The organism is Streptomyces sp. NPDC097107 (genome assembly GCF_044762405.1).
In the GTDB taxonomy this organism is placed as follows: domain Bacteria; phylum Actinomycetota; class Actinomycetes; order Streptomycetales; family Streptomycetaceae; genus Streptomyces; species Streptomyces thinghirensis.
Map to the genome: position 1 here is coordinate 101,197 of NZ_JBIWEF010000014.1, position 24,378 is coordinate 125,574.

Consider the following 24,378-nt stretch of genomic DNA (forward strand, 5'->3'; position numbering starts at 1 on the left):
GCCACCCCCGTAAGCTGCTGCCTCAAGAGCGGAAGATCACACCGGTCGTTTCATGCGACACATGCGACCGGTTCGACCGGTGCGCCGGTCCGATCCGCAAACAGGGAGCCACGGGGGTTGGCCCTGCGGCGTTGTGAGAGGAAGCGGCTTCATGGCCAAGGACCTTGACATCACATACCAGGACATGCGGGATGCGGCCAAGCATGTCGTGAAGGAGAAGGAAAAGCTCCAGGAGAAGCTCGACGGCCTCCGCAAGTACATCGCCAACCTGGTCGAGTCGGGCTACGTCACGAAGTCCTCCTCGAAGGCCTTCGACGAGAACTTCGACGAGTTCACCAAGGGCGCCAAGACCACCCTCGACGGCCTCGACGGCATGGGCGACTACCTGACCACGGCCGCCGACAAGTTCGAGCAGATCGACGAGGAACTGGCGAAGCAGGCACGGAGCAAGTAGGGCGCGCCGGTCCGGACATGCCGACGCGGCGGGCCGGCGGCTCCCGTCTCCCGTCGCGTTGGTGCGCCGGTGTTCCCGAACGCCCAGGCGTGTGGAAGGAGCCGTGGACAGTGGATGAAGGCATCTTCCGTACGTGCTGGCGAAGGCGGTCGCGGAAGAAGCGGGTGAGTTCACGGTGAGGCCACGTCTCCCAGGGCTGAAGAGATTTGCGGCCTTCGCGTACCTGGCGGAGCAGCGGGGATACCGCTATGCGGGCCACGCTCCGGGCAACGCGGCACTGAACAACCCGTACTTCCTCTTCCGTCGCACGTCCGCCACCCGTGCGTGGACTGCTGCTCCTGACGCTGGCAGATCCCGTGCCCTCGCCGACAACTCAAGTGCATCGAGCTGTGGGCTGCAGGAACACTGACCCTCTTGGGGTTGGACATCGCACAGTGCACGGACGCCGATACCGTCTGATCAGCGAGATGGCGGAACCATTCGCCTACGGACAGCTTCCTAGCACCAGGGACAGTGAGGCCGAGGGGCGGGCGCTCGCTCACGGGCGGCCGAGTAGGAGGGGAACGGGTGGAGTCATCGGGGTTTCCGAATCTGGGTTTTGACCCGGCGCCGGGGGATGCGGAAGCAGTGAGGTTGCTGGTCGCCGCCGTCGGCACGGTCATCAGCGGAGGCAGCGACGCACAGACCAAACTCAGTAGAGTTGGCACCTCTGACGGAGTATGGGCGGGCAAGTCAGCCGTCGCGTTCACGGACTCCGTCTCGGTGATCCCGCCTTACCTCAAGAAGTCCCTGAACTCCATGGATGCCGCTCACCGGGCCCTCTCCTCATGGGAGACCAGCCTGAGCGACTTCCAGACCCGGGCCAGAAAGCTTGAACGGGAGGCCGCTGAGGCGGCAAGTCGGGTCGGCGCCGCGAAGGCCAAACTTGACGGACTGCCGAGTGACATTTCTGAAATGTCCGAGAAGGAGAAGGACGAGCACGACAAGGACAAGGAGGGCCGGCAGTACAGATACGACACGGCCAACGATGAACTCGATGCCGTGCGCAGTCGCGCCCACACCCTGCACGCTGAGTTCATCGCCGCGGCGGATGACGTTTCCCGTCGCATCAAGGAAGCGGCCGATGACGCTCCGCCCGAGCCTGGCTGGTTCGACGAACTGGTCGACGGACTCGGTGAGTTCTTCGCAGACGCTTGGGAAACTATTACTGACCCGAACTTCTGGAAGCTGGTCGGAGATCTTCTCGCCGACCTTGCCATGGTGATCGGCATTCTCGCGCTCCTCGGCGTACCGGGGCTTGGCTGGCTGGGTTTGATCGTCGCGGGTGGTGCGTTGGGGTCTCACCTCATTGCCTGGGGGAACGGCGTGGAGGGCGTGAGTTGGAAGACCCTGGCCTGGGACGCAGCGGGCCTGTTCGCTGGTGTGCGGGCCTTCAAGGGACTGAAGCTGGGTAAAGCGGGCAGCAAGCTCACGCAGGCCGGGAAAGCTCTCAAAGACCTGGGCCGAGCCAACGTGCGGAGTGGCGAAGCGCTCCGCCTTGGCCAGGGTTTCGCGGCCTCGGTCGGTAAGGCCGGAAGAAACATCTTCAAGCAGAGCCCGTGGAAGAACATCAAGGGCATCGGTGACGGAGTGCGGAACTCCTTGCACGGCTTTCGCCAGATGAATACGGGCCTCCGCCAGATCGCCCAGGGCGAGCGTCGAATCGCCGCGGGCCAGGAGATGGTGGCTCGCGGAAAGACGCTCGACACGAACTGGACATTGGCCGGGGTCGGGCTTGCCGGTGGTTCCAACGCCAACGAGGACCGTTGGCTCGATGGGAAGTTGAAAGGGGCCGACCTTCCGGTAGTCGGCACGTTTCCACCTCTTCTGGAATACGACTACGGGCATGAGTCGAGCCCATCCAAGGCGCTCAACAGTGCCAGCGGATCGTTCGCTGCCGGCCTCGCGGGAGCCCCCGCATGACAGTGGGGCTGCCTGACCCGGAACCTGCACCCCGAGAGGCTTCCTATGCCTTTCGCTACCGGTTGCCGGAGGAGTTCGTGAAGGTGTCGGCGCCCGATACGGCCGAGGGCTGGGCGACGGCCATGGCCGAGCTCATGCCTGCTGCCACCAACGATGAGCGCGATCAGGCGGCAGCAGAAATGAACCGCTGTCTTCCCTGGTTGATCGACTCGGGCGAAACCCCCGTCGACATTGCCCTGTGCACGGGCATCGAGGAAGTCGATGGGGCCGCCAGGCTCTCTCTGGGGTTGCTCATCGTCACAGTGCGGCCCAGCAACCACCGCGATCAGTTGTTGAGTGCCGAAGGCATATACCGAGCCAAAGGGAAGCGGTTCTTTGCGAAGGAGTCTCAGATCGAAGATCTGGACTTCCCGCTCGGGAAAGGCTTTCAGGGGCGACAGGATTCCCTGCTCGCCGCAAAACTGCCCTGCGGGCCCGGTGTCATGTCGGTTTCATTGCGTTCGGTCGAGGCGCGGATACCCCGGGGAGCGGCGCATCTCCCCAACGCCTCGTCCACAAAACGCATCCCCATGGCAGTGCTTCAGCTGATCATCCCGGCCCCCAACGACTACTGCGTATACATAACGATTAGCACGCCATCGGTCTATCTCCTGAATTCTTACTGTGGGCGACTGGCGCACATCGGGCGGACGTTCAGATTTGACAGAACGGACTGAGAAGTTGCTCTTCAGCCACTCACTTGGTCGGTCGGGGGTGGCCAGTTGATACCGGCTTGTTCCAGCTTCTTGCGGTACGCGATGATCCGACGGCGCATGAAGATCCTTGATGTGGCAACCAGAACCCCCAGGCCGACAGCTACTCCTGCGGCGAGACGCAGCCCCGAAGCATTGAACTGACCGTTGACTATGATGACGACGAGGCATACCGCCGCGATGCGGATGAACCACGGCCTCATTTGTTGTCGTCCCAGTGTACTGAAGTAGTCGACTTTTATGCGGGCGTGAAGCAGCCTCACATCGGGCCGCGAACGCGGCTGCGGGAGAAGCGGAAACCGCCATGCGTGCATGCCGGGGAGTTGTCCGCCCTCCAGGGCTCTGGGATATTGGGCCCGCGTTCGCTCCGCGCGAACCAGGGCATCCGGCGTGCGACGAAAGATGAATGCGGGCCTCCCGGCGTCGGCCATATCCGGCTGCAATCCGGCATACCGGTACCCGTATTGCTCGGCAATGTAGGCGAACTTCGCAAAGGACCATATTGACGGCCACGGGATCTCCGTGGTGTAGTACAAGTCGGGTTGCGTGAAACCGGACGATGTGAATTCAGATATGGTCTGATTGTCTTCGTCGGCTTCAGCTAGTAGCTTTTTGAGGTGATGCCGTAGGCCCATATCCCACCTTTCGAGGTGCGAGTATCATAGCTCCAGGCAGGTATCCTCTCATAATTCCTGCTGGTTGGCTCTGTGATGCTACGGCTTTTCCTTGGCTTGTGCTTTGCGTAGCTCGTCGTACAGTTTCTGATCGAGCTTCAGGAACTCGTCCGACGCTTTGGTAGCGAACTTGGAAACGCCCTTGGTGAGCTTTGACAGTTGTCCGAAGCCATAGTCCCAAGACTCGGCGAACTCGTCGCAGGCGGATTGAAGGCCGCTGTGACCCAGTTGGCTGGAGTCGGCGCGGGTCATTTCCTTCGAAGCCTTCTTCATGTCGCCTCCGCTGTTCTCCAGAGTCCGCGCCATCTCCTTCACCTCGTCGCTCGAAAACTTCAAAAAAGACATGAAAAGTCGGCTTCCCTTCCGGCATCACCGATTAACGGCCTGAATTTCTTGCACCGTCACCGCTTGCTCATTACCGAAGGCGCCGTCGGGGAGCGAGCCGGTCTCCCCGTTGGAGCCTTCCCAGGTGATTTCCCAGGTGACGGTTGCTTTGAGGTCATACGTGCCCTGCCCCGAGGACCGGAGGTATGTGACGCCGCAGGGCGGGTCCTCATCGGACTTGCCCTTGGCGTAGGGCTCACCGACGGAGCCGTCTGCGCTGATGGTGCACTCGCCCGAGGCGGGGAACATGGTGGCGTCCGCGGTTCCCGGCTCCAGCTTCAGTGAGACGGGCGTGGCCGTCGTGGTCGCAGAGAGATTCCAACCGCCGACGTTGAGGGACGCGGTGACGGACACCTCGTGGAAGTCGGCCTTGTCCAGCCAGGCCCAGGTCGGAAGGTTGACCTTCGAGGCCTCTTCGGGTGCGAGAGTGACCGCGGTGTCGGGGACTTGGAGCTGGTTGTATGCGAGCTTGGCCAGGGTCTCGGCGTCGATGGCACCTTCCACAGGGGGGTCATCGCCGTTGTCGACCCAGAAATCGGCTTGGCCGCACGTCAGGTAGTCATCCCCTTCGAGACGGTCCCAGTCGTAGACCGTGCCCCAGAACATGCCTTCTCCGGACTTCTCCTTGTTGAAGTCCTTGTAAGGCTTGCCTTCGATGTAGCGGGACTTCTCTGCCGCGTAACCCTGCGCCGCACCGCTGAAGTGCCCGACGTTCCATCGCTGCTTGAAGTCTTTCTCGTACTCCTCGGGCGTCCACTTCGGTTCGTACCAACAGGCAGGTGGGTCGTAGTCACCGACGGGGGTCAGGGCGCCGGTCGACTCGCCGGCCCCGTTCTTGGAGGTGTTGAAGGTGACCTGCGAAGTGATGGTCCGCCCGCTTGAATCGCTGCTGGTGTCGGCTTCTCCGCGAGATCCGCCGAAGCCGGTCTCCGCGTGTGCCGGACCCGTGGTGAACAAGGTGCTGATGAACAGCACGGCTGAGGGCAGCGCCAGTCTTCTGGGGTACTTTACGCAATGCATTTCTCGTTCCCCCGCTTGGAAATGGCCTTGCTTGTGACCCAGACTCCCTCGGCGTTCCGCTCGAGACGGCTGACGTAGTACACGTACGAGTTGTCGGAGGGAGTGCTGCGGTCGACCTTGTTCGTCTTGCGGAACTTGTTGAATGCCTTACTCTCGTCGGCGCAGAGTGTGACCGCCGCCGTGGTTTTGCCGGACAGATCCACGGTTGGCGCGTAGTAGCGCGTGGCGCCGGTGATCGTCGCGTCGTGGTCCACGAAGGTCTGCACCCACTTCGCAGCGCCTGCCAGAGCCTCGCCCTTGTAGTAGAAGCTGAGAGCGGGTGACTCGGTGTCTCCGTCCGTGATGGCTCGGGTAACCGCGGTCATCGAGTGTCCCGCGTCCGCGAGGACGGCGTCCTTGGTGGCGTCACCGGTCTCCCAGTCCTCGAAGACCTCCTTGACGTCATCGGGCAGGGAGAGATCAGGACGGCCGGCGTCGGCCGATGCGCTTGGTGGCGCAGACGCCGATGTCGACGAGTCGCCTGTGTCCACTCCAGCGATCTTGTCCTTGTCGCTGGACCCTTCCTCCCCACTTCCGCAGGACGTCAGGAGCAGTGCTGCTGTCGCGGCAACCGTCGCGGCAACGGGCAAAGAGCGGCGCTTCACAGTGGACTCCCCGTAAGACAAAGGTTCAGTCAAGAGCACAGACGCTAGCGGTGGGGTTGCTGGTTTCGCCAGAGCGAACTGCCTCAACGGCTCGGGCATTCCGGTCCTTTGCTGCCATTTCCGTGATGTGCTGTGTCCTGATCGTGCCCCAGCGGGCGAGGGGCCGGAAGTGGCCCCGGGCGCGCTGGGGAGTGTGGCGTCCGGGGCCGTTGGGGGCCTTCTCTATAGCTGTGCTGTGCACCTCGGGCACGCGCACGGCGGGTTCGTCGGCGGGCAGGGGATCGGTTCGGTGGGTGGTCCGCCTGTTCGGTTGCGGCGGCGGGCGGCGGAGTCCAGTAGTTCCAGCACGTCGGTCATGGGCGGGTAGTGCTCCGCGCACTCAGGGCACGCGTAGACGTTGAAGCCGGGGCCCGTGGCCGCGTGGACCTCGTGGACCAGGACCGGTTCGTCGGTGGTGCGCCGGCAGCGGGCGCACATCCGCAGGGGAGGCCGCCCGGTCATCGGGTCGCCGCCGGGATCCGTACGCCGTGGATGTGCTTCGGGCCGACGCCGATCCCGAGGGGGCTCAGGTGTGCGGCGCGGCGGCGTTCGCGTTGGTGGCGGCGTTCGGCGGGGTCCAGGACGTAGGGGCGTACGAGGCGGGACGCGTTGCCGTCGAGGATCTCGGTGAAGCGGGGCGGGGGCGCCGGGATGAAACGCAGGGGAGGTGTGGTGCCGAGGCGGTGGCGGCCCCGGGGGTTGGGCGTGCAGATGCTCAGCATCCAGGCGAGGAGGCGGGCGGTAAGGTCCAGCATGTTGGCGCTCCTTTGCAGCGTCGGCCATGCCCCGGGACGGCCTTCATCCGTCGCCGGGGTCTGCTTGTGCTTGGCACGCTACAGGGTGCGATGACGTGGTGTATAGCGGTTAACCGCACTCCAGCCAGACATGCAGCTCGGTGCTGTCGTACGTTGTTCGATATGACGCCAGATCCAGGGCAGTCGCCGATTGACCCCACCAAGATCGCCTACGTGTACATGCAGATGGCCGATCACATTGCCGAGCAGATCTCCAAGGGTGAGCTCCGGCCTGGCGCTCGTTTGCCGGGGGAGCGTGATCTGGCCGCCGAGTACGGGGTCGCGCATCTGACCGCCCGGCGCGCTACGCGCGAACTCCGCGAACGCGGCCTCGTCGTCACCCTCCCCGCCAAGGGCACCTTCGTCGCCTACCCGCCGGAAGCCGGTCAGGTGGCGGACGACGACTCTGAGGCGTAGGTCTGCCGGGCGAGTATCTCGCGGGCGTTCGCGGCTGCGCCGTGCTCGTTAGGGTGGGCGCGTGGCAGACGACATATCCGGGGCGGGGGCCGCTGTTCGGCCGGAGCGGGGTGGCGGTACGGGCGTGTGGTGGCGGGCCGATTGGGTTCGGTGGCTGCTGTTCAGCCTGGTGTGCGCCGGCGGTTCGCTGGGGCTCTCCTGGCTGGGGCCCGTGGTGCCGCTTCCGTCTGTGCTGCGGGGCGTTGGGCTCCTGCTCGCCGTCCTGGTGCTTCCGCTGGCCTCGCTGCTGGTCCCGTTGCTCGTGTTGCGGAGGGTGCCGCGCAAGACGAGGAAGTTCGCATGGCAGCTCACCGTGTCTCTGATGGCCGGGATGGCCATGGGATTTTTCGGCACCGACGCCGGTGATCAGGTCGCTCTGGCGAACCGGGGTGAGTGGACCGACGCAGTGGTCGTACGCATGGATGACAGCAGTACCAACCACTGCGACCTGCGCTCGGTCGACGGGTGGTCGATATCCCCCTCGCTCTCGGAGGGCGACGGCTGCGAGGACTGGGTGTCGAAGGGCGACAAGCTGCGCGTGCGCTACGACCCGGAGGGCATCGCCAGTCCGACCGAGGACCGGGACAGCGACTCGGACGGAGTGTTCCTCGCGACGCTCTTCGGGGCGGCCGTCGTGATGGGCACGTGGGGTGGCGTTCGGCAGAGCAGGTGGGACCGGGAGTATGACGAGCGGGCGAGCGACCCCCGACGGGCGTGAGCACGCCGCTCGCGACGCTCGGCTCGTGCCGACGCCCCCCCATGCGTGGCTTCAACGGAAGGCGTCGTCTCGGTGTTGGCGCTCAGCGCTCCGTCGGCTCCGCGTCCCGCGACGCTCACCGAATTTGAGAGTGCGACCTATGTGCGCCAGGCGGGCACTGTAGGAATCGAGCAGGAAGACGGACGGCGTGGAGATGGTGACGTACACGCAGTAACTGTGGGGTGCGGGCACGATCAACTGCAGAGCGGCCACCGGGAGGGGCGGCACACTGATCCCGGCCTCGAGGGCAGGCAGACGGAGTGTGCGAAGCGACGTCGACATCACGCCCGGACCGCACGGCAGCTTGAAGGCGAGCACCATGTCCTGCGGACCCTGCAGTCCTTCACCGAGTGGGAAACTGATCTCCTCCAAGCGGTCTTCGGAGACGTTGGAGAAGAACTTCCGCGCGGTCGCTTGATGGATGCCCTCCGCAGTGAAGAGGCGCTGAGCCGGGCTGTGTTCACTCAGCCGGACGGTGACCGCGAGCAGGCCCATGGACAGGCGCTCGCCGCCGTCCACCTCCTCGGTGCCGATACACATGGCGGTGAGGAGCACGTTCTCCGAACCCTCGGAGGCCGTTGGCTCCGGAAGCCGGACGAACTCGTCGGGGACGTCGTGGTGGAAGGCGTAGTGGAAGGGAGCCGCCGCGTTGCGCTTGACGTCGTCGGCCCGTCCATGGGCCACCGCGCTCATGCGGCCACGCCCATCTGCGAGGGATCGAGGTGCTTGGTGAAGGTGCTGCCCGAGGAGCTCAGGGCGGTCGGGGCGTCGAACGTGGCGGGGGGAGGGCCCGGAGCCACGACTTCGTCCTCGTCGACCGGACCGAAGTAGTCCATGAACGGGCCGACTGTGCAGGATGAGCCGGTAAGTTACCAGCGGCACCTGTATGCCACGATAGGGCGCCCGCTCCCCGCACGAGCCGAAGGAGGAGGGGCCCATGGACGAACGGCATCTCGTCAACGAACTGATGAAGGCGGTTGCGGAAGAGGCGCGTGAGTTCGCGGTCAGACCGCACTTTCCCGGTCTGAAGAAATTCGAGGCCTTCGCCTACGTCGCCGAACGGTTCGGCTACCGCTACCTGGGGCACGCCCCGGGGAACGCGGCTCTGAACAACCCGTACTTCCTCTTTCGTCGCACGCCCGACGCCCGCGAGCGAGCCACCGTTCTCATGGGGACCGACGCGGCCGCTCCTGTCGGGGACGCGCTGCCGGGTATGCGACCGGGGCTCGGTTTCACTCCGATCCCGGCGGTGCGGCCCGAGGCGGAGCTTCTCTTATTCGCAGATGGTCGTCGACGCGAGTGGCCGGTACAACCCGCGCGTACTGAGTAACATTCTGATTCTGCCGATCGTTATGGCGATTTTCCTCATCTTCCCCGGCTATACGGTCGACGATGTACTCATCGCGGCGGGGATCTGGCTGGCTTTCTTCACGCTCTATCTGGTCGGTCTCTGCGTGTCACGGTACCGACGGGCCAAGCACCTCGCACGCCTTGCCGCGGCGGGTGTTGAATGGCCTCCCCGAGTGGATGCGTGAGTGGTCACTTCTTGTTCTTGGCCCCGGACTTCTTCAGCTCGTCGTAGAGCGTCTGGTCCATTTTGAGGAATTCGTCGAAGGCCTTGTTGGCGAACTTCGAGACGCCCTTGGTCAACTTCGACAGTTGGCCGAAGCCGTAGTCACAGGAACCGGCGAAGTCGTCACATGCGGACTGGAGCCCGGAGTGGCCGACCTGACTCGAGTCGGCGCGTGACATCTCCTTCGACGCGTCCTTCATACGGCCACCGCTGTTCTCAAGGGTGCGGGCCATCTCCTTCACATCGTCGGCGAAGAACTTCAAGAACGACATGGATGCCTGCTCCTAACCTGGTCAGCGGTTGATCGACTGAATTTCCTGGACGACGACCTCTTGGTCGTTGCCGAAGGTCCCGTCGGGCAGGTCGCCGCCCGCGCCGCCGCTGCCGGTCCAGGCGACCTCCCAGGTGACCGTGGCCTGGAGCTTGAAGGCACCGTCTCCGGAGGAGCGGAGGTACTTGACCGCAGGGCGGGTTCTGGTCGGCCTTGCCCTTGGCGTACGGCTCCCCGATCGAACCGTCGTCGTTGATCGTGCACTCGCCGGAGGCGGGGTAGGTCTCGGCGTCCGGTGTGCCCGGCTCCAGCTTGAGCGAGACGGGGGTGGCGGTGGTGGTGGCCTGGATGTTCACGCCGCCGACGTCGAGCGACGCCGTGACCGACACCTCGTCGAACTCCGCCTTGTCCAGCCAGGCCCAGGTGGGCAGGTTGACCTTGGTCGCGTCCGCCGGGGCGAGGGTGACGGCGGTGTCGGGGACCTTGATCCTGGCGTAGGCGAGTTGGGCGAGGATCTCCGGAGTGACGGCGTTCTCGACGTTCGGCGCTTCCCCGTTCTCGACCCAGAACGTCTGGGTGTCGCAGGCGAAGGCCGCCGGGTCGCCCGCTTCGGCGCGCTTCTCGTCCCGAACCGAGTCCCACCAGATTCCTTTCCCCGCCTCCTTCTTGTTGAAGTCCTCGTATGGCTCACCGTTGATGTAGTGGTCCTGCGAGAGCCGGTACGCCTCACCCACTCCACTGGCATGGGGTATGTCCCAGCGCTCGCGGAACTCGTCGGCGAACTCGTCCGGAGTCCACTTGGGCTCGTACGGCAGGGCGGGGCTCCCGGGTTGGCTCTACTGCCGAGCCCTCGTCTACCGGTCCCGTGTCCCCGCTCCCCTCTTGCTCGCCAGCGGCACCTCTGGGGTCGGCTCCGCTGCCGCGAAACCGCCCGCTCCCTCACCCCAGCTTTCCGTTCTGCGCCTCCACCACCGCCGTCGGCAGCTTCGCGTCGCTCGGCCTGGCGTTGGCGATGGCGCTGCCGTCGACCGAGAAGTACACGGCGAGGACGTCGTCACTGCGCACGGCCTGGGTGTGCACGGTGTGGGTGACGCCGCGGAACGTCAGCGTGGAGCGGAAGCCGAGGGACTGGTCGCCGGCCGTCGCCACGGGATTCTCGACGGTCGCCGAGTCGTACGCGCTCGTGTTCTCGCCGGACTTGGCCGTGAAGCCGCCACCGCAGGCGTCCACCGCCTTCGACAGACCGGACATCGCGGACTGGGCGCCGCCGGACTCGTACGCTGTGAGCGTCACGTACGTGAACGCGCCGATGTTCGCGCCACCGCTGTCGACGACGCGCGTGAGGTCGGCCTGGGGTTCGCCGAGGGGGAGTTGGTTCATGGCCAGGGCCGGCGGGGCGCAGGCGGGCTTGTCCGCCGTGACCTCCTTCGCGGACTTGGCGAACACGAACTCGTCGTCGGGCTCAGTGACCTTCCTGTCGCCGGGGGCGTCCGTCTGTGTGATGGCGAGCTGCTTCAGCCGCTCCTCCGGCGTCGCCTGCTTCTCCTGCTGTTCCCGCTGTTCCTGCGACGCGGTCGCCGCCGGCTTGTCCGCGTCCGGACCGGAGCCGGAGTCCCCGCCGCAGGCGGTGAGCGCAACGAGGGAGAGCAGGGAGAGGGCGGAGAGGGCTGCCGTGGTGGGTCGGTTCATGGGGTTCCTCGATGCGTGGGGGAGAAGGGGACGGCCGATGTGTGGGGGAGAGGGGGACGGCCAGGAACTGTCCGGGTCCGGGCGGTGGCAGTTCAGAGGCCCGAGCTCGCCCCTCGTGTTGTCCTCGTGTTGTCCTCGTGCTGCTCCGGGTCACTGAGCCGAGCGAAGATCCGAGCGAGGATCATGGCATGGGGGCTCCGGTCACCCGCGGGCTCTCTCGTGAGTGAATCGTGCAGGCATCATGGCCGCGCCGTGACGAACGGCACCCGCAGGGTGTCTCGGTGTATCGGTTTCTGATTCGCGAGCGCACAGTCGAGTTGCCTGGTCGCGAGGCGGTGCTCAAGGGGGCTACTGCTGTGTGAAGTTGCAGACGGGTAATGGTGGCGGGGCGGTGCGTCGCAGGGCGGGCGCGCCTTGAGGGGCTTATGTGCTGCTGGTACGGTGCGATGGCTTGACACTCGCCTTCAGCGTTCGGTATTCGCCCAGGTCGGACAGGTGCGTCAGGGGATGTCCCTGGACGTCACCGGTCAGGCAGACGCGGGTGAAGTGTCTGAATTCGCACGTCATTCCGCGTACTTGGGCAGTGCGTGACAGTCGGTTTTTCTTGGTTGTACGGGGAGCGGTTGCGTGAAGATCCAGGAGCGTACGGGGGTGGGCGCGGGACGTTCCGCGGCTCCGGTTCAGCCGTCGGTCGGTGACCGGCTTCCCAGCCCTCCTCGCGAGCGCAAGCCGGCGCTGGCCGCGCTGGCGGTGCTGCTGATCCTGCTGGGTGCGCTGGGCGCGACGATGCTGGTGCTGCGGGTCGGGGACCGGGTCGAGGTCGTCAAGGTGACGGCGGACATCCAGGCCGGCGAGTCCATCGGCGACAACGCCACATTCGTCATGGTCGCGGCCGACGACAGCATCAACTACGTCGAGTGGACGAAAGTTGAGGCACTCAAGGACCTGAAGGCCAAGTCCACGATCTACAAGGACACGGTCGTGATGGGGCAGATGTTCGCCGAGGGGGAGGCGCTTCCCGCAGGCAAGGCGTCCGTGGGTCTCGCCCTCAAGGAGGGCCAGTACCCGACGGGCATCAAGTCGGGTGACACCGTCGCCGCCTACCGCACCGGCGCGAACAACTCCGGTTCCTCCGACTCCTCCGACAACGACGCGTCGTCCTCCGCCTCGGGTGGGGCCATCGTCACCGATGCCCGCGTGACCGCCGTCAAGGGCGAAGGCGACTCCACCGTCACCACCGGCAACAAGGCCGTCACCGTTCTCGTCGACGAAGGCGACGCCGCCGCTCTCGCCTCGGCGGCCGCCGCCGGCGAGGTCGCCGTCGTACGCGTCCCCGGCAAGTAGAAGGCGGCCCCGCAGCCATGGCCCTCATCGCCCTCGCCGCCGACAAGGGTTCCCCCGGCGTCACCACTGCGGCCGTCGCCCTCGCGGCGGTCTGGCCGCGCCGCGTCCTGCTCGCCGAGACCGACCCGGCGGGCGGCGACCTGGTGTACCGGTCGGCAGCCGCGCACGGCGGTCCGCTCAACCCCAACACCGGCATGCTGTCGATCGCCGCCACCGCGCGGCGCGGTCTCGTGCCCGACCAGCTCTGGGACCACGTGCAGCCGCTCAGCGGCGGCCTCGAAGTCCTCGTCGGCCTCGGCAACTCCGAGCAGGCCGCCGGTCTCGCGGGCCTGTGGCCCACCCTCGGCCGGGCCTTCGCCTCCCTCGCCGACTCCCCGAACGCGCCCGCCGACGTCATCGCCGACTGCGGCCGCGTCAGCGGGGACACCCCGGCCGCGGAACTGTTCCCGCACGCCGCGCTCGTACTCCTCATCTCCCGTACCGAGCCGGAGGCCATCGCCCGCGTCCGCGACCGCGCCGCCGCCCTCTCCAACAAGCTGCACGGCGGCCCGCGGGGCGCCGCGAGCCTCGGCATGCCGATGATCGGCGTCGTGCTCGTCGCCGACACGAACCACGCCGCCAAGCTCTCGGGCCAGGTCAACGACATGCTCGTGCACGCCCAGACCGGCGCCCGCGTGGTCGGCACGATCGCCGACGACCCGGCCGGCGCCGACCAGCTGGCCGGACGCAGGCGCGGGCGGCTGGAGAAGTCGCTGCTCATCCGCTCCGCCCGCAAGGTCACCTCGGACCTGTACCAGCAGTTCGGCGCCGCCTGGTCCGCGCCCACCGGACCCGCCGGCACCGGCATGGCCGGCCACGCGGGGGCCGGCCGATGACCGCTGTCGACCACTCGTTGGTCAAGCGGTTCCGGCAGGACGCCGGCGACCGCATCTCCGAGCAGCGCCGCCAGGACCAGGTCAGCGGCGTCACGCCGATGTCCACCGAGGACGAGCGGCAGTACGCGCGCGCCGTCATCGCGCAGATCCTGGAGGAGTACGCCCGCGCCGAGATCAACGCCGGTCGTACGCCGCTGGACGCGGAGACGGAGGAGCAGTACGCCGCAGCCGTGCACGCCGCGCTGTTCGGCGTCGGGCGGCTCCAGCCGCTCCTCGACGACCCCGAGGTCGAGAACATCGACATCAACGGCTGCGACCACGTCTTCGTCGGCTACTCCGACGGACGCGAGGAGCGCGGCGAACCGGTCGCCGAGACCGACGAGGAACTCATCGAGCTGATCCAGATCCTCGGCGCCTACTCGGGTCTGTCGTCCCGCCCCTTCGACTCCGCCAACCCGCAGCTGGACCTCCGGCTGCCGGACGGTTCGCGTCTGTCGGCGGTCATGGACGTCGCCCGTCGCCCGGCGCTGTCCATCCGCCGCGCGCGCATGGGCAAGGTCTTCATCTCCGACCTGGTCGGCAACGGCACCCTCGCCCCCGAGCTCGGCCACTTCCTGGCCTGCGCGGTCCGCGCCCGCAAGAACATCATGATCGCGGGCGCCACGAACGCCGGCAAGACGACGCTGCTGCGCGCCCTCGCCAACGAGATCCCCCCGCAGGAGCGGCTCATCACGGTCGAGCGAGCCCTGGAGCTCGGCCTCGACACCTTCCCCGACCTCCACCCCAACGTGGTGGCGTTCGAGGAGCGGCTGCCCAACTCCGAGGGCCAGGGCACGATCAGCATGGCGGAACTGGTCCGCCGTTCCCTCCGTATGAACCCCTCCCGCGTCATCGTCGGCGAGGTGCTCGGCGACGAGATCGTCACCATGCTGAACGCGATGTCACAGGGCAACGACGGCTCGCTGTCCACGATCCACGCCAACAGCTCGCACGAGGTCTTCAACCGCATCTCCACGTACGCCCTCCAGGCCACGGAACGGCTGCCGATCGAGGCCAGCCAGATGCTGGTGGCCGGCGCCGTCAACTTCGTCGTCTTCATCCAGCGGCGCAACAACTTCCAGAGCGGCGGTCGGCTCCAGCGCGTGGTCACCTCGGTCCGCGAGGTGAACGGCGTCGACGGCCGCGTGCTGTCCAGCGAGGTCTTCGCGGAGACGCCCGACGGCCGGGTCGTACCGCACGCCCCCATAGCCTGCCTGGAGGAACTCATCGCCTACGGCTACCGGCCCAACGGAACGTGGGGGTGAGGGAGATGACGAAGCCCACGACCCTGGCCGCGCTGGACTCGCTCAGCTCCATGGGCGGCCTGTTCTCCACCACCGTCCTGTACGCGCTCGGCTGCGGCGTCGCCGTCGGCGGCGGACTCGCCCTCCTCCTGGTCGCCGTACGCGGACTGCCCGCCAAGCCCGAGCACGAGAAGCGCCAGGCCAGCGAGCGGGCCAACGAACTGATCCGCTGGGCGGGCCGGCGCGGCTCCCTGGCGGCCATCGTCGGTCTCGTCGTCCTGCTCCTCACCCGTTGGGCGGTGCTGGGCATCGCGGCCGGCATCCTCGTCTTCTTCTGGGACCGCCTCTTCGGCGGCGCCGCCGAGGAACGCGCCGCCATGAAGCGGGTGGAGGCCCTCGCCTCCTGGACGGAGTCGCTGCGCGACACCATCGCGGGCGCGGTCGGCCTGGAGCAGGCCATCCCGGCCTCGGCCCGCGCCGCCGCCCCGGTCCTGCGCCCGCACCTGGACGCCCTGGTCGACCGGCTGCGCTCCCGCACGCCGCTGCCCGAGGCGCTCCAGCACCTCGCCGACGAGATCGACGACGCTTCCGCCGACATCATCGTCGCCGCGCTGATCCTCAACGCGCGGCTGCGCGGTCCGGGTCTGCGCCAGGTGCTCGGCGCGCTCGCCAAGTCGGCGCGCGAGGAGGTCGACATGCGCCAGCGCGTGCTGGCCCAGCGCGCCTCGACCCGCCGCTCCGTCCAGATCGTCGTGGCGGTGTCGGTCCTCTTCGTCCTCGGCCTGTCCATCTTCAACCGGGACTTCGTCGAGCCGTACGGCTCGCCCGTGGGCCAGCTCGTACTGGCCTGCGTGTGCGGCCTGTTCGCGCTGGGCTTCTGGTGGATGCGCAAGCTGTCGACCATCGAGACGCCCGACCGCTTCCTGGTCCGGGACGGCTCCGACGTGCAGTTCGTACGCCCCCGCACACCGGGTCAGCCGAGCCATCCGGGTCAGCCGTCCCAGCCCGCGCAGCGGCTGCCGCAACCGTCCCAGCCGTCGCAGGCGTCTGGGGACGAGGGGGTACGACGATGAACCTGACAATGCCGGTACTGGTCGGCGCCGTCCTCGGCCTGGGCGTCTACGCCCTGGTCCGTGCCCTGATGCCGAGCAGGCGGAGCCCGGTCCAGCAGGTCGCGCGGATCGACGCGATGCGGGCACGGGGAGCGGCGTACGAGTCGACCCGCGTCGCGAAGGACACCAGCCGCCTCGGCTCGCTGCGTGCCCAGGTCGGCGCACGCGTCGCCGAGTTGTACCTGCAGCAGGGCTGGGAACTGCGGTCGCTGCGCGCGGATCTGGCGGTGCTGGACCGCAGCTGGGAGAAGTTCCTGGCGACGAAGGCGCTGCTGGCCGCGGGTGGTCTGTTCTTCGGTCCGTTCCTGTTCGCCATCGTCTGGCAGCTGGGCTTCGGCGACAGCCCGGTCATCCCGGTCTGGCTGGCCCTGCTCTGCGCGGCGCTCTTCTTCTTCCTCCCCGACCTGGAGGTACGCCGGGACGCCGCCGACAAGCGCCGTGACCTGCGGCGAGTGATCGGCGCGTACCTGGACCTGGTGTCCATGAGCCTGGCCGGCGGACGGGGCCTGCCCGAGGCCCTGATGGCGGCGGCGGAGGTGTCGGACGGCTGGGCGACCCACCGCATCCGCAACGCCCTGTCCGACGCCCGCATCACGGGCATCAGCCAGTGGCAGGCACTGGGTCAGCTGGGCGAGGACCTCGGCATCGAGGAGCTCAAGGACCTCTCCGCCTCGCTCGCCCTGGTGGCCGACGACGGAGCCAAGGTCCGCGAGTCCCTCGCCTCCCGCGCCGAGACCATGCGGCATCGCGAACTCGCCGAGATCGAGGGCAGCGCGGGAGAGAAGTCCCAGTCGATGCTCGTGGCCCAGCTCCTGCTGTGCGCCGGGTTCCTGGTGTTCCTGATCTATCCGGCGGCGATGCGGGTGTTTCAGGTGTGACGCAGGCTTCGACGCAGCTTTCTCAGCGTCGCCTCAGCAGCTCCGAGCCGCTTCGCTCCCAGAACTGATACGAGAGGACAGAACCCACCATGAACGGACGGAACTTCCGCACCGGCATCCCGGCCGTGGACTTCCTGGTCACCTTCCTGCAGGGCCGCGTGGAGCGTGCCCGCTCCGGCGAGCTGGACCGCGGCGCGTCCGCGGTCGAGTGGGTCATCATCTCGGCGGTCGTCGTGGCGATCGTCGGGGTGGTGGCCGCCATCATCAGCCAGGCGCTGGACAAGGGCGCCACTAAGGTCGGCGAGTGCATCGAAGGCGCCGACGCGAGCAGCACCTGCTGATCGGACTCGGACTCGGATTCGGACGTACGGGGTACACGGGGATGCCGGCAGACGTGCTCAGGCGGGTGCGCCGCAGGGTGGAGGCCGCACGTGAAGCGGCGGCCACCCGCGGCGATTCCGGCATGACCGCTATCGAGTTCGTGTTCCTCACGCCGATCCTGTTCTTCATGATCTTCGCGACGGTGCAGTTCGGTTTGTACTTCTTCGCGGACCACGTCGCCCAGGCCGCCGCCCAGGCGGGCGCGCGCAAGGCCCGCGCGACGGCGCACGACCAGCCCGGCGCGTGGCGGGGCGAGGCGCGGGACGTCGTGGACAGCTACATCCGCCAACTCGGCCCGCAGCTCGTGGTGGCGCCGGACGTGACCATGCTCCAGCCGGAACAGGACACGGTCGGCGTGGAGATCACGGCCCGTATCCCGACGGTGTTCCCGGGCCTGGACCTGACGGTGCACGCGCAGTCGATGGGACCGGTGGAGCGGTTCGTGCAGGAGGGGGAGAACTAGATGGACCTCTCCCGCGCCACCTCCCGCGCCACCTCTCGCATCAGCTCCCGCGTCACTTCCAGCGTGCGACAGGCCGAGGCCGGCGACCGGGGCCTGTCCACCATCGAGGTGGTGATCCTGGCCCCCGTGATGATCCTCTTCATCCTCGTCCTGGTGGCCTTCGGCCAGCTGGTCGAAGGCCGCGGCGCCCTCGACGGCGCGGCCCGGGACGCGGCACGCGCGGGCTCGATCCAGAAGGACCACGGCACGGCGATCGCGGAGGCGAGGAGGGCGGCCGAGTCCAACCTGGCGGATGTCTGCTCCGGCCCGGTCTCCGTCGTCCAGAAGAGCGCCGGCTTCGAACCCGACACCCTCTTCACGGTCGAGGTGAGCTGCGAGGTACGGGGCCTGGCCTCGCTCGGCCTCAACATCCCGACGACCCTCTCGGCGAGCTTCAGCTCCCCGCTGGACCCGTACCGGAGGACGGCGTGAGATCCCTCGTACGCGCGTGGCTCACGGACCGGCGCGCCCGGCTGGACGACCGCGGCTCGGGCGCCGGCGCGGTCATCATCTTCGCCCTCGTCTTCCTCGCCCTCTCCGCCTTCGTCATCGACGGGGGCATGTCCATCTCCAAGCGCGAACGCGCCGCGGACATCGCCGAACAGGCCGCCCGCTATGCCGCCCAGGACATCGACCGCGAGGCCCTCTACGACGACGTGGGCGGCCCCGCCCCCATCAACTACGAGAACTGCGACGCGAGGGTCAAGGCCTTCGCCGCGGAGATGGACATGGCCGGCCAGGACATCGCCGCGACGCACTGCGTGACGGCCGACGCCGAGCAGGTGCAGGTCGAGGTCCGGCTCACCTACTCCCCGGTCTTCACGGGAATGTTCTACGGCGGCGACGTCGTCGTCCACGGGCAGGCGGTGGCGGAGAACGAGGTGGGCTGACCCGACGCCACCCCGCCTCCGCCCGCTCCCCATCCCCCCGCCAACGGAGGTACCACTCCCATGCGCACACGTACGACGGCAGCCGCAGCCGCCCTGACGACAGCGGTGGCGCTGCTGCTGACCGGCTGCGGCGGCTCGGACAGTGAGGACTCAGGGAAGGACAAGATCGCGGGGGCTGATACGGGTGCTTCGGCGTCGCCTACACCTACGGCGACTGATGACGGCATCGATCGACCGCACGTCAGCCTGCCAGAGGGCGACACCCTGGTATTCGCTCCCGAGACCACTGGGGACGCCAAGACCGATGCCGTATTGAAGGACAACGCGGCCGGTTCGACGTCAAGGACTGGCTGCCCGAGTCGCCCGTGCTGCCCAAGCGGTCCGTCCGGGGCGAGCAGCTCCTCAGCCGCTCGGGTGTGACCGGCCTGCTCAAGGCGGCGGACATCCCCCTGCGAGTGGTGAGGGACAGAAGCGATCCGCTGGTGGCCTCGGGCGGCAGGGGCACGGTGCTCGGGCCGGGTGGTGTCTTCCCGTCCTGGTACTGGGGTGTCCGTGCCGCCGCGGGAGGCACCGCGCACGCGGCGCACAGCACGGCGGCGCGTGGCAGGACGGGGACCCGGCGGGTGAGCCGCCCGCTGAGACGGTGCGGGGCGCGGGGCGTGGCCCGCTTGGGGTGGAGTCGCCGCATCCGGTCGCGGTACTCGTCCTGTGTCATCTGCGGTGTCATCTGCCCGTGCTCCGGCAGGAGGACTCGGGCCGGTGCGGTATCGCGGTCGCGACATGGGCCGACACCGTCACGTCACGTGCCGCCGCCACCCTTGCCGCCCCGCTTGTCCTCCGTCTTCACGGCCTCGTTGACCTGCTTCGTCAGCTCGTCGTCGAGCTTCTTGAACTCCCGGACGACGGCGTCCGACATGTCACCGAGGGCGTCGAGCTGCTGGGTGATGTCCTCGCGGCCGTCCTCCCAGTTGGACTCGAAGTCGCCGAGGGCGTCGTTGACGCTGCCGTCGCCGATGTCGTCCTTGTACGACTCGAAGAGCTTCTTGGTGTGGTTCAGCCGCGTCTTGAGGGAGCGCAGCCGACGCCCGTAGTCCTCCAGCTCGGTCAGCGGCAGTGCGAGGTCGCTCTTGCCCATGGCGCGGAGTCCTCTCTGCAGGCTCGGGTCGGGTCGGTTCAGACGAATCGGAAGGTGCCGGTCACGGCATCGAAGATGTCGTGGAACGCCTCGGCGAGGTCCAACACCGGGCTGGCCCCCGAGACGAGCACGACCTGGTCGGTGGTTCCCGGTACGGGGATGTACGTCTGCGTCAGCACCATACGCAGGGTACGACTGTCGCCCTGAGCGACGGGCACGTCCTCGACGCCGTACGTCCGCGCGGCCGTGCCCACTTCGGGAACGTCAACGGTCGTGACCTTGCGCCAGGCGTCGCCCTCGCGGCTCGGGGTGATCGTGCGCAAGCTCCCGGCGATGGCCCGGGGGTCGGTGGAGAGGGCGATGCCCTGCTTGTTTTGGGCGCCGAGGACGGACACGGTGACGGTCGCGGAGAGCGGAACGCCGTCGAAGTTCTCGGCCATGCAGCCGAGGTAGAGGGCACCGGAGTCGTGGGCGTCCTTGGCCATCCTGCGAAGCATGGCCGATATCTCTGCCCGGTACGGCGCCAGCTCAGGCACATGCCGGATCCGCTCGTTCACGACGGAGCGGATGGCTCCCTCGCGGCCCTCGGAGCGGACATCGAACTCCCACCACGACTCAGGAACGGAGATCGATACACCGAATAGAGCGTCGTGATGCCCAGAGACTGCCGAGTTTTTCTCGCTCATAATTCACATTTCCCAACCTGATTCGGTGCCCATGTTAGACCGCGCTATTCAGGCAAGGGAAGTCCCTCGGCTTTCGCGACAGCCAACGCTTCTTCAACGCTGACTTCTGGGGCAGTGAAGTCGAGTGAAGCCGCATGTTCGACAAGTTCGCGTGGCGGCGCTACTCGATGGTATTTGACATAGTCCGACCATGCGAGCTGCCAGACCCACGTTCCATCAGTCATGATCCCAACACGCACGTGCATGTCCGAAGATTCGGAGAATGGGTCGGGAACGGTGCCCGGTGAGAACAACACGGGCTCCGCTTCCTCAAGGAAACTGGAAAGGCGATTGGCTAGTTCCTCGTCGAGTGTCCCGGGCGAGAAGTCGGCCTCGACTTGGGCCTCGCCGATGCGGTGAGGTACGGGGAGCTTGGGCATGTGCTATGCGCCTCCATTGGGATGAAATGTTTCGAATGCGCCGCGAACGGTCGGATGCATGTATGTTCCGGCATCATTGAAGGGTGCCACGGCCGTCCTGCCGTGAGGCCAAACCCAGAGGAAATCGTTGGGGGCCTCGACTTTCACGCCGAGAGTATTTGCCAAGTTCTGTGCGAATCCGTCGGATTTCATACCGGTCTGGCAGGAAAGGAGTCTAACAGGTTCTCCGTTCCATCCGTGTGTCCGTATGAGTGAAGCCATCTCTCGGTGATTGAAGTTGTGCCAGTTATCGGCCAGATGGGCAGCTCCATCTTTTACCTGGTAACCTACCGAAGTCGGTGCTCCATGGATTCCTACATCGAATGTACCGTCGTTTTTCACGCGGTTCATACTCTTGAGTAGAGGATCGCCCGGTTTGAATACCAGCATGCCGGGGCGGCCGTCCTTGAAGGACTGCACCTGGAAAGAAAGTGGCTTCTTTCCCCGACCTGGAAGTCCTTTGACGATCGATACGATACTGGCTGATCCTGAGCGGAGACCGTTGGCGATCCCTTTGAGGCCGCCACCGATGCCGCCCATGAAACCGGCGCCGAGAGCTTTCAGCCCTCCGGCCTTCCACAGCTTTCCGAGCTTCGCGAGGCTCGTGAAGCCTTTGGTCGCCGGTATGCAGTCCAGCGCCGCCCACAGGAGGTCGCCCCAACCCGCTTCACCTTTGATGACTTTTCGTATGGTGTCAGCCATCACCACAAGCGCCGCCGCGAAGACCAACCACCCCAGCGGTCCACCGACGATCATCACGATGATCCCGGCGATGGCCACGACCCACTTGCAGATGGTGGCGATCTCGTCCCAGTGGTCGGAGACCCAGTCGCCGATCTCCTCCCACCAGTGCCGGTTCGGGATACCGGCGTCGGAGGCCTCCTTGAGCTTGGTCACCGTCCGCCGGGCCGCCTCCTCACGGAGGCCCTTCGCCTGACCGGCCAGCTTCTTCGCAGCGTCCAGGGCGCTCTGCGCGCTTTCGACGTTCCGTTCGGCCGCGGCCTGGCGGGCGTTCGCGTGCTGGGCGTCGCGGGTGGCGCGGCGGACGTCGGCCTCATCCGGTTTCGGGACGTCTTTGCCGCCGTTCTTGGCGGGGTCGTAGGAGTCCACCTTCTCGGTCGCGGTGCGGACCCAGTCGTTGGCTCCCGACAACGCCGTCTGCGCGGTGGTGAGTTCCTCACGGGCCTTGCGGCCGTCACGCAGCGCCTTGTCGGCCTTCTCCTGTGCGTCTTGTAGATCGGGCCAGAAGGTGGCCAGCGCGTCTCCGGCCAGGTCGTACGACTTCTTCAGCCTGCGCAGCTTCTTCGGGGCGTCCTCGAACTCCTCGGCGAACACGTCCGCCGTCTTGCCCGCCCAGGAGAGGATCTCCTCCTCCTTGGCGATGCCCTTGAGGTCGCGCAGGACGTCGGACACGTCGTCGGCGAAGTCGTGCAGGGTGCCGGCGAGTGTGCGAATGCGGTCCGGGTTGCCCGGCGTCGGATCCTTCTCCAAGTCCAGTACATGCCAGTCCGCCGGCCTCTGCGACACCGTGCTCTCCCCCGTACACGTGCGATGCCTACCGCTTGGAACGCGCGTACGAACTTATCGCAGGTGCTGTCGCACCGTGTGCTGGGTGGGGCGGGATCAGGTCAGATGGAGACCGTCTTGAGGCTCTGGACGAGGGCGGTGAAGGATCCGACCGGGACGGTCACCATGCCCTTGGACGGGTCCTTCGAGTCGCGTATGGCGACGCGGGTTCGCAGAGGCGCGACCTCCACGCAGGTGTTGCCGTCGCCCCCCTCCGAGTAGGAGGACTTCTGCCAGCGCTTGGGTCCGGTCACGCTTCTCGCCTCACAATTCCTTCGCCAAGTGGTGGATGAAGTCCCGCGTCCGGGTGGGGTCGAGTGCCGCTTTCTCCACCTTACGGAAGAGCGTTCGGAAGCGCTCCAGTTGGGATTCGGCATCCAGGAAAGCCGTGCCGCTGGGGGAGTCGCGGAGCACGGTGTCCAGGCGCGGGAGGGGGCCGCCCACATGCATCATCGCGGCGCCGGCGCCGGCGAAATGGTCGGTTTCGAAGGGGACGACCCGTACCGTGACGTGTTCCCTCTCCATCTCGTCCAGGATCCTCCGGAGCTGGGTGAGGGTCACCCGGCGGTCGCCTACGCGGATGCGCAGCGCGGCTTCGTGGACGATCGTTTCGTACGGGACCGGCAGATCACGGTCGATGACTGCCCGGCGTCTCATCCGGTGCTCGACACGCGGAGTCAACTCGCTGTCGGGCAACTCCGGAACCATGTAGCCGAAGACGGCGCGGGCGTAGTCCGGGGTCTGCAGTAGTCCCGGCACGTGGGTGATCACGACTTCGTGCAGGAACGTCGCATGATGTTCCAGCTCGGCCACGTCCAGGAACACTGGGGGAAGGACGCCGCGGAACTCCTCCCACCAGCCTTGTGTCCGGTCGGTGGCCATGGCTACCAAAGCATCGACCAAGGCCTCGTCGGCGCAGGCGTAGTGAGCGGCCAACCTGCGCACGCGCTCTTCACTCGCTCCCGCGAAGCCGGCCTCGACCTGGCTCATCTGGGCCGAAGTGGAGCTGAGCAGCCCCGCCACCTCGCGGGCCCTGAGCCCAGCGGCTTCCCGCAACCTGCGCAACTCCGTACCCAGACGTACCTGCCGCGCCGTCGGTCGGCTCCTTGGCGCCACGTGTCCCCTCCGGACCTCAACTCATCTGGCGTTGTACTGCTTACGGGGTCAGATTAGGGCAACGGCTTGCGCGGGCAAAAATTTTTGCTCTACCGTCAGTGACGCAGTGCACACAGTGCGCTGTGTCTGGTGCGGAAGTGCACGGAAGTGCACTGCGCCGTCATTGTCGCGACGGTTGTGGCGAAGCCACCGGCCAACATCCTCCTCTCGGAACGGAGTTCACCCATGCCCGAAACCCAGTCGCCCGACCCGTCCGCCCCCTGGGAGTACACCCTCTACATCCCGAACGACCTGCGCGCCGTCACCGTCTGCCGCCGCACCCTCCGGTTGATCCTCACGATGCACGGCCTCATCCGCCTCGTGGACACCGCCGAGTTGCTCGCGACCGAGCTGGTCTCCAATGCCGTACGGCACACCAAAGGCCCCGCCGCGCTCCGGGTGCGGTGGGCGGCCGGCGTGCTGCGGATCGGGGCGTGGGACGCCGACCCGGAACCGCCCGAGCCGCCGGGGAGGATGGAGGCGCTCGTCGATGCGGAGGAGGGGCGGGGGCTCGCGCTCGTGCGGGCGTGCGCGGACGTGTGGGGGTGGCAGCCGCTGGCCAGGGGCGGGAACCGGGGCAAGTACGTGTGGTGTGACCTTGTCGCGGCATAGGGCGTTATCTCGTCGTACAGGAAGGAGGGCTG

General features: G+C 67.0%; 32 protein-coding genes and 1 pseudogene. 17 read left to right on the forward strand and 16 right to left on the reverse strand.

The genetic code is table 11. From position 1 onward, the window contains the following. The first annotated feature begins 151 nt into the window (after positions 1-151). From ACIQ1J_RS29505 to ACIQ1J_RS29515, 3 genes are all read left to right on the forward strand, one after another. The gene (locus ACIQ1J_RS29505) at positions 152-454 is read left to right on the forward strand and encodes a WXG100 family type VII secretion target (protein WP_210958061.1); all 303 of its coding nucleotides are present in this window, start codon (positions 152-154) and stop codon (positions 452-454) included. Between the two features lie 567 nt (positions 455-1,021). Then, complete coding sequence (locus tag ACIQ1J_RS29510) at positions 1,022-2,416, forward strand: hypothetical protein (protein WP_403561555.1); 1,395 nt, start codon at positions 1,022-1,024, stop codon at positions 2,414-2,416. Next, entirely contained in the window at positions 2,413-3,132 is a 720-nt protein-coding gene (locus ACIQ1J_RS29515) for a hypothetical protein (protein WP_403561557.1), read from the forward strand. The genes ACIQ1J_RS29510 and ACIQ1J_RS29515 overlap by 4 nt, the downstream gene beginning before the upstream one ends. An 11-nt stretch (positions 3,133-3,143) precedes the next feature. Here the strand turns inward: ACIQ1J_RS29515 and ACIQ1J_RS29520 are convergent, their stop codons facing one another. From ACIQ1J_RS29520 to ACIQ1J_RS29540, 5 genes are all read right to left on the reverse strand, one after another. Further along, positions 3,144-3,803: a hypothetical protein gene (locus ACIQ1J_RS29520; RefSeq protein ID WP_403561559.1), complete on the reverse strand. Its 660-nt coding sequence runs from the start codon at positions 3,801-3,803 to the stop codon at positions 3,144-3,146. A gap of 78 nt (positions 3,804-3,881) precedes the next feature. Beyond that, positions 3,882-4,187, reverse strand: coding sequence for a hypothetical protein (locus ACIQ1J_RS29525; protein ID WP_403561561.1), 306 nt, complete (start codon positions 4,185-4,187; stop codon positions 3,882-3,884). A 24-nt stretch (positions 4,188-4,211) separates the two neighbouring features. Beyond that, complete coding sequence (locus ACIQ1J_RS29530) at positions 4,212-5,201, reverse strand: hypothetical protein (protein ID WP_403561563.1); 990 nt, start codon at positions 5,199-5,201, stop codon at positions 4,212-4,214. A gap of 32 nt (positions 5,202-5,233) precedes the next feature. Then, a complete protein-coding gene (locus ACIQ1J_RS29535) occupies positions 5,234-5,890 on the reverse strand; it encodes a hypothetical protein (RefSeq protein ID WP_403561565.1) in 657 nt (218 codons plus the stop codon). 497 nt (positions 5,891-6,387) lie between these two features. Next, positions 6,388-6,684: a hypothetical protein gene (locus ACIQ1J_RS29540; protein WP_403561567.1), complete on the reverse strand. Its 297-nt coding sequence runs from the start codon at positions 6,682-6,684 to the stop codon at positions 6,388-6,390. Positions 6,685-6,846: 162 nt separating this feature from the next. On the opposite strand from ACIQ1J_RS29540, the gene ACIQ1J_RS29545 reads away from it, so the two are divergent. Together ACIQ1J_RS29545 and ACIQ1J_RS29550 are read left to right on the forward strand one after the other, a co-directional pair. Continuing rightward, positions 6,847-7,140: a winged helix-turn-helix domain-containing protein gene (locus tag ACIQ1J_RS29545; RefSeq protein WP_376669922.1), complete on the forward strand. Its 294-nt coding sequence runs from the start codon at positions 6,847-6,849 to the stop codon at positions 7,138-7,140. Positions 7,141-7,201: 61 nt separating this feature from the next. Then, complete coding sequence (locus ACIQ1J_RS29550) at positions 7,202-7,897, forward strand: hypothetical protein (RefSeq protein ID WP_403561569.1); 696 nt, start codon at positions 7,202-7,204, stop codon at positions 7,895-7,897. A gap of 51 nt (positions 7,898-7,948) precedes the next feature. On the opposite strand, the gene ACIQ1J_RS29555 is transcribed toward ACIQ1J_RS29550, so the two are convergent. Both ACIQ1J_RS29555 and ACIQ1J_RS29560 read right to left on the reverse strand, forming a co-directional pair. Next, positions 7,949-8,629, reverse strand: coding sequence for a hypothetical protein (locus tag ACIQ1J_RS29555; protein WP_403561571.1), 681 nt, complete (start codon positions 8,627-8,629; stop codon positions 7,949-7,951). Then, entirely contained in the window at positions 8,626-8,772 is a 147-nt protein-coding gene (locus ACIQ1J_RS29560; RefSeq protein ID WP_403561573.1) for a hypothetical protein, read from the reverse strand. Before ACIQ1J_RS29560 ends, ACIQ1J_RS29555 begins: the two co-directional genes overlap by 4 nt. A gap of 101 nt (positions 8,773-8,873) precedes the next feature. Between ACIQ1J_RS29560 and ACIQ1J_RS29565 the strand changes: the two genes are divergently transcribed. Both ACIQ1J_RS29565 and ACIQ1J_RS29570 read left to right on the forward strand, forming a co-directional pair. After that, a complete protein-coding gene (locus ACIQ1J_RS29565; protein ID WP_403561575.1) occupies positions 8,874-9,266 on the forward strand; it encodes a hypothetical protein in 393 nt (130 codons plus the stop codon). Positions 9,267-9,288: 22 nt separating this feature from the next. Continuing rightward, positions 9,289-9,471 carry a hypothetical protein gene (locus ACIQ1J_RS29570; protein WP_403561577.1) on the forward strand — a complete coding sequence of 61 codons (183 nt, stop codon included), beginning with the start codon at positions 9,289-9,291 and terminating at the stop codon, positions 9,469-9,471. Positions 9,472-9,475: 4 nt separating this feature from the next. Here ACIQ1J_RS29570 and ACIQ1J_RS29575 read toward each other — a convergent pair whose 3' ends face one another. The 3 genes and pseudogenes from ACIQ1J_RS29575 to ACIQ1J_RS29585 all read right to left on the reverse strand — a co-directional run bounded on the left by ACIQ1J_RS29575 (position 9,476) and on the right by ACIQ1J_RS29585 (position 11,469). Continuing rightward, on the reverse strand, positions 9,476-9,781 hold the full coding sequence (locus ACIQ1J_RS29575; RefSeq protein ID WP_403561579.1) for a hypothetical protein: 306 nt from the start codon (positions 9,779-9,781) through the stop codon (positions 9,476-9,478). 21 nt (positions 9,782-9,802) lie between these two features. Continuing rightward, positions 9,803-10,355, reverse strand: a pseudogene (locus ACIQ1J_RS29580) (hypothetical protein); the annotation flags it as partial. Between the two features lie 364 nt (positions 10,356-10,719). Further along, positions 10,720-11,469, reverse strand: coding sequence for a hypothetical protein (locus ACIQ1J_RS29585; RefSeq protein WP_403561581.1), 750 nt, complete (start codon positions 11,467-11,469; stop codon positions 10,720-10,722). 627 nt (positions 11,470-12,096) lie between these two features. Here ACIQ1J_RS29585 and ACIQ1J_RS29590 point away from each other — a divergent pair. The 9 genes from ACIQ1J_RS29590 to ACIQ1J_RS29630 all read left to right on the forward strand — a co-directional run bounded on the left by ACIQ1J_RS29590 (position 12,097) and on the right by ACIQ1J_RS29630 (position 18,734). Next, on the forward strand, positions 12,097-12,813 hold the full coding sequence (locus ACIQ1J_RS29590; protein WP_403561583.1) for a hypothetical protein: 717 nt from the start codon (positions 12,097-12,099) through the stop codon (positions 12,811-12,813). Positions 12,814-12,830: 17 nt separating this feature from the next. Continuing rightward, positions 12,831-13,688, forward strand: a complete 858-nt coding sequence (locus ACIQ1J_RS29595; protein WP_403561585.1) for a hypothetical protein — start codon at positions 12,831-12,833, stop codon at positions 13,686-13,688. After that, positions 13,685-14,992 carry a CpaF family protein gene (locus tag ACIQ1J_RS29600; RefSeq protein ID WP_210958049.1) on the forward strand — a complete coding sequence of 436 codons (1,308 nt, stop codon included), beginning with the start codon at positions 13,685-13,687 and terminating at the stop codon, positions 14,990-14,992. Before ACIQ1J_RS29595 ends, ACIQ1J_RS29600 begins: the two co-directional genes overlap by 4 nt. Before the next feature lie 5 nt (positions 14,993-14,997). Then, entirely contained in the window at positions 14,998-16,044 is a 1,047-nt protein-coding gene (locus ACIQ1J_RS29605) for a type II secretion system F family protein (protein ID WP_403561587.1), read from the forward strand. Further along, a complete protein-coding gene (locus ACIQ1J_RS29610; RefSeq protein ID WP_403561589.1) occupies positions 16,041-16,961 on the forward strand; it encodes a type II secretion system F family protein in 921 nt (306 codons plus the stop codon). Before ACIQ1J_RS29605 ends, ACIQ1J_RS29610 begins: the two co-directional genes overlap by 4 nt. 89 nt (positions 16,962-17,050) lie before the next feature. After that, on the forward strand, positions 17,051-17,302 hold the full coding sequence (locus tag ACIQ1J_RS29615; protein WP_210958046.1) for a hypothetical protein: 252 nt from the start codon (positions 17,051-17,053) through the stop codon (positions 17,300-17,302). A 41-nt stretch (positions 17,303-17,343) separates the two neighbouring features. Beyond that, a complete protein-coding gene (locus ACIQ1J_RS29620; RefSeq protein WP_403561591.1) occupies positions 17,344-17,805 on the forward strand; it encodes a TadE family protein in 462 nt (153 codons plus the stop codon). Next, positions 17,806-18,276 (forward strand): TadE/TadG family type IV pilus assembly protein, encoded by a 471-nt coding sequence (locus ACIQ1J_RS29625; protein ID WP_403561593.1) that lies wholly within the window; start codon positions 17,806-17,808, stop codon positions 18,274-18,276. Beyond that, on the forward strand, positions 18,273-18,734 hold the full coding sequence (locus tag ACIQ1J_RS29630; protein ID WP_403561595.1) for a TadE/TadG family type IV pilus assembly protein: 462 nt from the start codon (positions 18,273-18,275) through the stop codon (positions 18,732-18,734). Before ACIQ1J_RS29625 ends, ACIQ1J_RS29630 begins: the two co-directional genes overlap by 4 nt. Positions 18,735-19,533: 799 nt before the next feature. Here the strand turns inward: ACIQ1J_RS29630 and ACIQ1J_RS29635 are convergent. The 6 genes from ACIQ1J_RS29635 to ACIQ1J_RS29660 all read right to left on the reverse strand — a co-directional run bounded on the left by ACIQ1J_RS29635 (position 19,534) and on the right by ACIQ1J_RS29660 (position 23,695). After that, the gene (locus tag ACIQ1J_RS29635; RefSeq protein WP_121748557.1) at positions 19,534-19,869 is read right to left on the reverse strand and encodes a hypothetical protein; all 336 of its coding nucleotides are present in this window, start codon (positions 19,867-19,869) and stop codon (positions 19,534-19,536) included. Between the two features lie 38 nt (positions 19,870-19,907). After that, positions 19,908-20,555 carry a hypothetical protein gene (locus ACIQ1J_RS29640; RefSeq protein ID WP_403561597.1) on the reverse strand — a complete coding sequence of 216 codons (648 nt, stop codon included), beginning with the start codon at positions 20,553-20,555 and terminating at the stop codon, positions 19,908-19,910. A gap of 44 nt (positions 20,556-20,599) precedes the next feature. Beyond that, positions 20,600-20,974, reverse strand: a complete 375-nt coding sequence (locus ACIQ1J_RS29645) for a hypothetical protein (RefSeq protein WP_403561599.1) — start codon at positions 20,972-20,974, stop codon at positions 20,600-20,602. A gap of 3 nt (positions 20,975-20,977) precedes the next feature. Then, positions 20,978-22,504, reverse strand: coding sequence for a putative T7SS-secreted protein (locus ACIQ1J_RS29650; RefSeq protein ID WP_403561601.1), 1,527 nt, complete (start codon positions 22,502-22,504; stop codon positions 20,978-20,980). Positions 22,505-22,641: 137 nt separating this feature from the next. Further along, a complete protein-coding gene (locus tag ACIQ1J_RS29655) occupies positions 22,642-22,833 on the reverse strand; it encodes a DUF397 domain-containing protein (RefSeq protein WP_403561603.1) in 192 nt (63 codons plus the stop codon). Between the two features lie 10 nt (positions 22,834-22,843). Further along, the gene (locus ACIQ1J_RS29660) at positions 22,844-23,695 is read right to left on the reverse strand and encodes a helix-turn-helix domain-containing protein (protein WP_403561605.1); all 852 of its coding nucleotides are present in this window, start codon (positions 23,693-23,695) and stop codon (positions 22,844-22,846) included. A gap of 225 nt (positions 23,696-23,920) precedes the next feature. Between ACIQ1J_RS29660 and ACIQ1J_RS29665 the strand changes: the two genes are divergently transcribed. Beyond that, positions 23,921-24,346, forward strand: coding sequence for an ATP-binding protein (locus ACIQ1J_RS29665; protein WP_403561607.1), 426 nt, complete (start codon positions 23,921-23,923; stop codon positions 24,344-24,346). The last annotated feature ends 32 nt before the right edge of the window (positions 24,347-24,378 follow it).

Bases quoted from the DNA above. Each gene is read 5' to 3' on its own strand.
- ACIQ1J_RS29505 (WP_210958061.1), top strand. From the start codon at position 152: ATGGCCAAGGACCTTGACATCACATACCAGGACATGCGGGATGCGGCC.
- ACIQ1J_RS29515 (WP_403561557.1), top strand. From the start codon at position 2,413: ATGACAGTGGGGCTGCCTGACCCGGAACCTGCACCCCGAGAGGCTTCC.
- ACIQ1J_RS29520 (WP_403561559.1), bottom strand. From the start codon at position 3,803: ATGGGCCTACGGCATCACCTCAAAAAGCTACTAGCTGAAGCCGACGAA.
- ACIQ1J_RS29525 (WP_403561561.1), bottom strand. From the start codon at position 4,187: ATGTCTTTTTTGAAGTTTTCGAGCGACGAGGTGAAGGAGATGGCGCGG.
- ACIQ1J_RS29540 (WP_403561567.1), bottom strand. From the start codon at position 6,684: ATGCTGGACCTTACCGCCCGCCTCCTCGCCTGGATGCTGAGCATCTGC.
- ACIQ1J_RS29545 (WP_376669922.1), top strand. From the start codon at position 6,847: ATGACGCCAGATCCAGGGCAGTCGCCGATTGACCCCACCAAGATCGCC.
- ACIQ1J_RS29555 (WP_403561571.1), bottom strand. From the start codon at position 8,629: ATGAGCGCGGTGGCCCATGGACGGGCCGACGACGTCAAGCGCAACGCG.
- ACIQ1J_RS29560 (WP_403561573.1), bottom strand. From the start codon at position 8,772: ATGGACTACTTCGGTCCGGTCGACGAGGACGAAGTCGTGGCTCCGGGC.
- ACIQ1J_RS29565 (WP_403561575.1), top strand. From the start codon at position 8,874: ATGGACGAACGGCATCTCGTCAACGAACTGATGAAGGCGGTTGCGGAA.
- ACIQ1J_RS29570 (WP_403561577.1), top strand. From the start codon at position 9,289: ATGGCGATTTTCCTCATCTTCCCCGGCTATACGGTCGACGATGTACTC.
- ACIQ1J_RS29575 (WP_403561579.1), bottom strand. From the start codon at position 9,781: ATGTCGTTCTTGAAGTTCTTCGCCGACGATGTGAAGGAGATGGCCCGC.
- ACIQ1J_RS29585 (WP_403561581.1), bottom strand. From the start codon at position 11,469: ATGAACCGACCCACCACGGCAGCCCTCTCCGCCCTCTCCCTGCTCTCC.
- ACIQ1J_RS29595 (WP_403561585.1), top strand. From the start codon at position 12,831: ATGGCCCTCATCGCCCTCGCCGCCGACAAGGGTTCCCCCGGCGTCACC.
- ACIQ1J_RS29600 (WP_210958049.1), top strand. From the start codon at position 13,685: ATGACCGCTGTCGACCACTCGTTGGTCAAGCGGTTCCGGCAGGACGCC.
- ACIQ1J_RS29605 (WP_403561587.1), top strand. From the start codon at position 14,998: ATGACGAAGCCCACGACCCTGGCCGCGCTGGACTCGCTCAGCTCCATG.
- ACIQ1J_RS29610 (WP_403561589.1), top strand. From the start codon at position 16,041: ATGAACCTGACAATGCCGGTACTGGTCGGCGCCGTCCTCGGCCTGGGC.
- ACIQ1J_RS29615 (WP_210958046.1), top strand. From the start codon at position 17,051: ATGAACGGACGGAACTTCCGCACCGGCATCCCGGCCGTGGACTTCCTG.
- ACIQ1J_RS29620 (WP_403561591.1), top strand. From the start codon at position 17,344: ATGCCGGCAGACGTGCTCAGGCGGGTGCGCCGCAGGGTGGAGGCCGCA.
- ACIQ1J_RS29625 (WP_403561593.1), top strand. From the start codon at position 17,806: ATGGACCTCTCCCGCGCCACCTCCCGCGCCACCTCTCGCATCAGCTCC.
- ACIQ1J_RS29635 (WP_121748557.1), bottom strand. From the start codon at position 19,869: ATGGGCAAGAGCGACCTCGCACTGCCGCTGACCGAGCTGGAGGACTAC.
- ACIQ1J_RS29640 (WP_403561597.1), bottom strand. From the start codon at position 20,555: ATGAGCGAGAAAAACTCGGCAGTCTCTGGGCATCACGACGCTCTATTC.
- ACIQ1J_RS29645 (WP_403561599.1), bottom strand. From the start codon at position 20,974: ATGCCCAAGCTCCCCGTACCTCACCGCATCGGCGAGGCCCAAGTCGAG.
- ACIQ1J_RS29665 (WP_403561607.1), top strand. From the start codon at position 23,921: ATGCCCGAAACCCAGTCGCCCGACCCGTCCGCCCCCTGGGAGTACACC.